The 6,218-nt window shown below is 65.5% G+C and carries 5 protein-coding genes and 2 pseudogenes; 4 read left to right on the forward strand and 3 right to left on the reverse strand.

Annotation, left to right across the window (positions count from 1 at the left end; translation table 11 throughout):
- Nucleotides 1–188 precede the first annotated feature (188 nt).
- Together NB3_RS31135 and NB3_RS31140 are read left to right on the forward strand one after the other, a co-directional pair.
- Complete coding sequence (locus tag NB3_RS31135; RefSeq protein WP_067810363.1) at nucleotides 189–716, forward strand: cupin domain-containing protein; 528 nt, start codon at nucleotides 189–191, stop codon at nucleotides 714–716.
- Between the two features lie 9 nt (nucleotides 717–725).
- Nucleotides 726–1,616 (forward strand): SDR family NAD(P)-dependent oxidoreductase, encoded by an 891-nt coding sequence (locus NB3_RS31140; protein WP_067810364.1) that lies wholly within the window; start codon nucleotides 726–728, stop codon nucleotides 1,614–1,616.
- Between the two features lie 113 nt (nucleotides 1,617–1,729).
- Here NB3_RS31140 and NB3_RS31145 read toward each other — a convergent pair whose 3' ends face one another.
- The 3 genes and pseudogenes from NB3_RS31145 to NB3_RS36450 all read right to left on the reverse strand — a co-directional run.
- A complete protein-coding gene (locus tag NB3_RS31145; protein ID WP_067810365.1) occupies nucleotides 1,730–2,974 on the reverse strand; it encodes a cytochrome P450 family protein in 1,245 nt (414 codons plus the stop codon).
- A 183-nt stretch (nucleotides 2,975–3,157) separates the two neighbouring features.
- Nucleotides 3,158–3,655 (reverse strand): annotated as a pseudogene (locus NB3_RS31150) (3,4-dihydroxy-2-butanone-4-phosphate synthase); the annotation flags it as partial.
- Nucleotides 3,656–3,667: 12 nt separating this feature from the next.
- Nucleotides 3,668–3,896: pseudogene (locus NB3_RS36450) on the reverse strand (steroid 3-ketoacyl-CoA thiolase); the annotation flags it as partial.
- Nucleotides 3,897–4,093: 197 nt separating this feature from the next.
- Between NB3_RS36450 and NB3_RS31155 the strand changes: the two are divergent.
- Both NB3_RS31155 and NB3_RS31160 read left to right on the forward strand, forming a co-directional pair.
- Nucleotides 4,094–5,455 (forward strand): carotenoid oxygenase family protein, encoded by a 1,362-nt coding sequence (locus tag NB3_RS31155; protein WP_067810381.1) that lies wholly within the window; start codon nucleotides 4,094–4,096, stop codon nucleotides 5,453–5,455.
- Between the two features lie 192 nt (nucleotides 5,456–5,647).
- A partial coding sequence (locus tag NB3_RS31160; RefSeq protein WP_067810368.1) for an IS3 family transposase occupies nucleotides 5,648–6,218 on the forward strand: 571 nt, incomplete at its 3' end.

Here is a 6,218-nt window from a genome sequence, read left to right on the forward strand (position 1 = left end):
TGCGGCTTCCCCGTCGGGCTCGATCTGGAACGTGGTCGTGATGATCGAGGCCAGTACCCCCGGGCGGGAGGGCGTCGGATCGTGCCGGTACGCAGGGATATTTAATATTGCCGCTGCCCAGTTGCAGCGTTACGTTTAATATAATATATAGTGACACCGAGCACACATCATCTCGGGAAAGGAACGTCATGGGTGGCGAACACCTGAACAAGACGGCGCGGCGAGTGATCGCGGGGCTGGATGCCGATGGCAAGTCGACGGTAGTCGCGGACGAGAACACCGCCACCCGGGTGGCCCTTCCGGCGTTCACGGTCAACGACGTCTGGCGGGTCGATTCCCTGCCCGGCCGGTACCAGGACGAGGACACGTTGAAACCGGATGTGGAACTCGATCCGCCGGCCAACGGCCTGGTGGTCCGGCTCGCCACCTTCCCCCCGGACAGCGAGATCGATCCCGCGGTGTACGCGGAGTCGATCGGAAACCTGCACGGCGAAGACGCCAACGCCGACAGTGAGGGCATCGTCGGCCTGCACGCGACGGAGACCATCGATATCGCCACGATCCTCGACGGTGAGATATACGCGCTCTACGAAACCGGCGAAACCCTGCTGCGCGCCGGCGACACCGTGATCAACCGCGGCATCAAACATGCCTGGAGCAACCGGACCGACAAACCCGTGACGATGGTCGCGGTCATGCTGCCGGCGAAGGACTGAGGAGTTTTCATGCTGTCATTCGACGGACGCGTCGCCGTCGTCACCGGCTCGGGACGTGGCCTCGGCGCCTCGCACGCCAAGTTCCTGGCATCCCGGGGTGCGGCGGTGGTGATCAACGATCTGGGCGGTTCGGCTCAGGGCACCGGGGCCAGTTCTGGTCCAGCGGAGGAAGTGGTGGCCGACATCGTTGCCGCCGGGGGACGCGCGGTGGCGAACTTCGACTCGGTCACCGAGAACCCGGAAGGCATCGTGCAGACCGCGATCGACGCGTTCGGACGCCTCGACATCCTGGTCAACAACGCCGGCATCAACCAGGCGCACGCCTTCGGCCCCGATATCCTGCCATCGATCCGGCAGCACATGGAGGTGCATTTCTTCGGCACCGCCGGGGTCACCGCCGCCGCCTGGCCGCACCTGATCGAGAGCGGATCCGGGCGCGTCGTGAGCACCACCTCCCCCACCCTGATCGGCTTCCCGCAGCAGACCCCCTACGTCGCCGCCAAGGGCGCGATCTTCGCCTTCACCCGGACTCTGGCCCTCGAGGGCCAGGAGGTGGGCATCAAGGTCAACGCGATCGCTCCGACCGCGGCGACCCGGATGTCCGACGAGGCGGATCTGCCCGACGAGTTCAAGCAGTTCATGCGCGACAACCTGCCGACCTCGCTGGTCAGCCCCGTAGTGGCGTATCTGGCGCACGAGGACTGCGCGATCAACGGCGAGGTGCTCCAAGCTCAGGGCGGCGAAGTGCAGCGGCTGGTACTCGGTTTCAACGAGGGCTTCACGAGCAAGGACCTCACCCCGGAGTTGGTGCAGCAGCACATCGACCAAATCCTCGATCCCGCAACACATGTTCCGTTCAAGACGATCGACGAGCAGGATCTCAGCGCGGTGGGCAAGTAGGACAGTCCACAGCTGTCGCGTCAGGGCAGCTGATGTCGCGACGAAAAGCGCGGCGGCCGGTACTCGCGGCCGACGCGCTTTCACTTGGCGCGCTCGACTTTCGGCCGTCGAAGTCAGCCCACGCTCAGCGGTGGCGACGGTGGGAACACGACGGGGAGCTCGGTCAGCGCCCGATGGAACGGGCCGGGGCGCCAGCTCAGTTCGTCCGCCGGCACCGCGAGCCGTATCTCGGGCAGGGCGTCGAGCAGTTGATCGACCGCGTCCTGCGCGACCAGATAGGCCACCGATCGGGCCGGGCAGGCATGGAGCCCGACACTCCACGACAGATGGGAACTGTTGTCGACGTATTCGCCGACTACGACCGAGGGATCGTTGTTGCACGCGGCCATGCTGATGACGACCGGCTGGTGCGCCGGCAGCCAGACGCCGTCGATGAGCATCGGCTGCCGGGGAAAGGTCGTGCACATATTGGCGAGCGGCGGGTCGGTGAACAGCACCTCGTCCAGTGCAGCTCGGGTGGTCATGCTGCCGCCGAGCAGCCCGCCCGCGAACCGGTCTTCGGTGAGCAGCATGCGCACCGTGTTGACGATCAGATTGTGCAGCGGTTCGATCCCCGCACCGTAGAAGCTGAACAACTGCGCGATCATCTCGTCCTGGTTCAGCTGCACCGAATGCCGCAGCAGCCGCGAGGTGATGTCGTTGCCCGGCTCCTCCCGGCGCAGCGCGATCAGGTCTGCCAGCGCCGCGATGAGCAGCGCCTCGGCCTCGTCGGTCTCGGCACCGTCGAATATCGCGGAGAAGGCGTCGGCAGCACGGCGGCCGATATCGGCGGGGCAGCCGAGCAGCGAATTGACCACCTGGAAGGTGAGCGGATAGGCGTACTCGGTGATGATCTCCGCGGTCCCGGTCGTGCAGAACGCATTGATCAGCGGAACCGCGATCTGCTCCACCGTACGGCGCAGCGCGAACATTTCTACCTCGCGCAACGCGGCCACGGTGGGGGTGCGATAGCGGGCGTGTTCGGCTCCGGCGTTGCGAAAGGCGTTGGGCCGCCATCCCATCAGCGGGAGTACCGGGCAGCCGGCCGGTATCCGCGGCTGCCAATGACGGGGATCGGCCGGGAAGTGTTCGGGGTCGTTGAGAATCCGCCGTGCGACCTGGTAGTCGATCACCAGGGTGGCGGGTACGCCCGGCGCGAGGTCGATCGGCACAAGCGCGCCGAACCGCTCACGCATCTCGCGGTAGATCCGATGCGGGTCGGCGGCGAACTCTTCGGTGTACAGGGGGATTCGAGGGCCACTGCCGTCGACCGGCGAACCGTGGCGGACCGGACCGGGAGGCTGCGATGAGGTGATCATGAACGTACTCCGGACTGTCGAGCAACCGATGCGGACCGCCGGTCGAGTACGACAGCGGCGGCCGATCGGGATGGTATCCAAAGACGCTCGATGCGCGTAGGAAGTTGAATATATCCCACACTTAATGTTATCCGTTGCCATTGTGCCGGGTCCCGTCGTCGACGAGCTCGATCAGCACGCCACCGGTCGCAGATCCGCCGACTGCGCCAGATCCACGGCCGCCTCGGTATGGCCGCGGCGAACGAGGACGCCGCCGTCCCGGTAGCACAGCGGGAAACATGTCCGAGCCGGTCCGAGTCGGCAGGCGTGGACGCCGGGTCGGCCAGCGTCCGGATCGTGCGCGCTCGGTCGGCAGCCGAAATACCCTTTTTCACACCGGTTCTCGTATAAACCGACACAGCGAACGCGGTGCTCATGCGGTCCTGGTTGTGCGTCGTCATCGGCGCTGGCCAGGCGGTCGAGCCACTCCCCCGCCATCGGCGCGCATATCACTCCGCTCGAGTGGCGGACAGCCTGCAATTCGGGCGTGGCGTGCTGGGCGGCGAAGACGATGTCGCCCTCGTTTTCGCGGCCCGCGTCGTCGATGACGACGACGGGACGCCCCGCCGCGATTTCGGAGGTCGCCCTCTCCACAATGTCCAGCCGATCTGTCGATCCATCACCTCCACCTTCCCTTCTCACCGCATGCCGACGTCACATCCTCCGCGACAGAAGCGCATTCGCCATGCCACCTGCCTCGCAGACCGTCTGGAATCCGAGGCGGCCTCCGGTGTCCTCCAACGCGTGCAGCGTGGTCATAAACATCGCATCCGGTGGCACCGAGCGGATAACCGCGCGCTATCGCCCCGCCGCGAGGATTCACCCGATCGATGTCGGTGCCCGATTCCGCGTGCCATGCCAGCGGAACCGAGGCGAATGCCTCCCGAAAAGTTCTTCCACCGCGCTGCAGCGGGTCGTTTGTAATAGATCCGCGGTAGCACACCGTGGTGCGGCGAGATTTCTGCACAGCCGTGAGCTGGGGATTCGATGAGCGGCTGACGGTGGTGGGCAAAACAAGACTGTTTGTTCACTGTGTTTCTCGGCATGCTGGCACAGCCGATCCGAGAGAGGAAACCGCTGATGACGACTACGTCCGACGCCGGCACGCCGCTGCATCTGGCCGGGAACAACGCCCCGGTCACCGAGGAAGTCAGTGTGGAACCCACCGAAGTGACCGGGCAGATCCCGCCCGAACTGGACGGGGTGTTCGTGCGCAATGGACCCAACCCGCGCACCGGATGGTCACCGCACTACTTCGCCGGCGACGGCATGGTCCACGCGGTCGCCCTGTCGGGCGGACGCGCACGCTGGTATCGCAACCGCTACGTGCGCACACCGCTGTACGCCAATCCCGGCCGATCCCGTGCGGAACTCGCCTTCGATCCCGTCACCGCGACGATGGACTACCGGGTCACCACCGCCAACACCCACCTCCTCGCCCACGCCGGCCGCCTTCTGGCCCTCGAGGAGGGCGGCTTCCCCTACCAACTCACCCCCGACCTCGACACCCTGGGGCCCTTCACCTTCGGCGACGCACTGACGACCCCGATGACCGCGCACCCCAAGGTCTGTCCCGCAACCGGGGAACTCCTGTTCTTCGGGTCCCGGCTACGACCGCCGTATCTGACCTATTACCGCGCATCCCCGGCTGGGGAGATTCTGCGAACGCAGATTGTCGAGATTCCGCGCGCGACGATGATGCATGATTTCGCCATCACCGAACACCACGTGGTGTTCATGGACCTACCGGTGGTCTTCGATCTCGCCGCGCCGGGCGGACCGGGGTGGCGATGGGAAGACACACACCGAGCCCGGTTCGGGGTGATGGCCCGCGACGGCGGCCCGGTCCGCTGGTTCGACGTTGAGCCCTGCTACGTCTGGCACACCCTCAACGCCTTCGAAGCCGACGGCATCCTCACCCTGACCGGCACGCGAGTGCCGAGTCTGTGGCGTGGCGGTAGCGCCGACATCAGCGGCGGGTTGCCCAACCTGCACCGATGGAAGCTGAACCTGATCAACGGCACAGTCACCGAGGAACAGATCGACGACGAAGCCGTCGAATATCCACGCGTGGCCGACACCGTCGTCGGGCTCCCCCACCGGTTCGGCTACGTGACCAGCTTCTCCCTCGAGGCCCGGCCGTCGCGGTCGTGCATCCACCGCTACGACCTCAGCGCCGATTCCATCCGGCACACCCACCGGCTACCGGACGGTCACACCTGCGGCGAAGCGGTCTTCGTCCCCCGCCACGGCGCCATCGGTGAAAACGACGGATACCTGCTCACCTTCGCCCACGACCGCGCCCGCGGAACCGGATACCTGCTGATCCTCGACGCGAGCGACCTCGCCGGTGCACCCCTCACCGAGGTCCACCTGCCCGTGCGTGTTCCCACCGGCTTCCACGGCATCTGGATATCCCATCCGTGGCAACCCCTGAAATAGGTGGCAATGCCGTCCTCCCGATCCAGGACGCTCGGTCAGGGCCTCGCTCCAGTCAAGCGATTGGCCGGATGCAGTTGTGCGCAACGGCTTCGAGTGCTGTCCGTGATGCCGCCGCCCGCACATTTCCGAGAAATCCGGAGCTGAGTATCTACACGGATAACGGTCTGTTGTCCGGGAATATCATCGGGTCGCATGCGCGAACTCGGGCTCAACGGTGTCGTGCGGGGTCGCAAGCATCGCACCACCATCCCGGCCAAGGACGGCGTGCGCGCCACCGACAAGCTCAACCGCGACTTCACCGCCGCAGCTCCGAACCTGGTGTGGGTCGCGGACTTCACCTATGTCTCGACGTGGTCGGGATGGGCCTATGTGGCGTTCGTGTTCGATGCCTACTCCCGCGCGATCGTCGGCTGGAGGGCCGCGGCCACGAAGACGACCGTGTGGGTGTCCAAAGCTTTCAACATGGCCGTGTGGCGGCGTGAGCGCTTCGGACACCCGGTCGAGCCCGGCCTGATATTTCATACCGACGCAGGCAGCCAATACGTATCGGCGAAGTTCACCCAATCGCTTGCAGTGCAAGGCTTGTCGGCTTCGGTCGGATCGGTCGGCGATGCCTACGACAACGCTCTGGCAGAGTCGATCATCGGCCTGTTCAAGACCGAGGTGACCAACCGGCACGGCCCGTTCAAGACTCTCACCGAGGTGGAGTTCGCGCTCATGGAAATGGTGCGACTGGTACAACAACGCCCGTCTACATTCCCGC

Origin of the sequence: Nocardia beijingensis NBRC 16342 (assembly GCF_001612785.1) — a bacterium.
Lineage (GTDB): Bacteria > Actinomycetota > Actinomycetes > Mycobacteriales > Mycobacteriaceae > Nocardia > Nocardia beijingensis.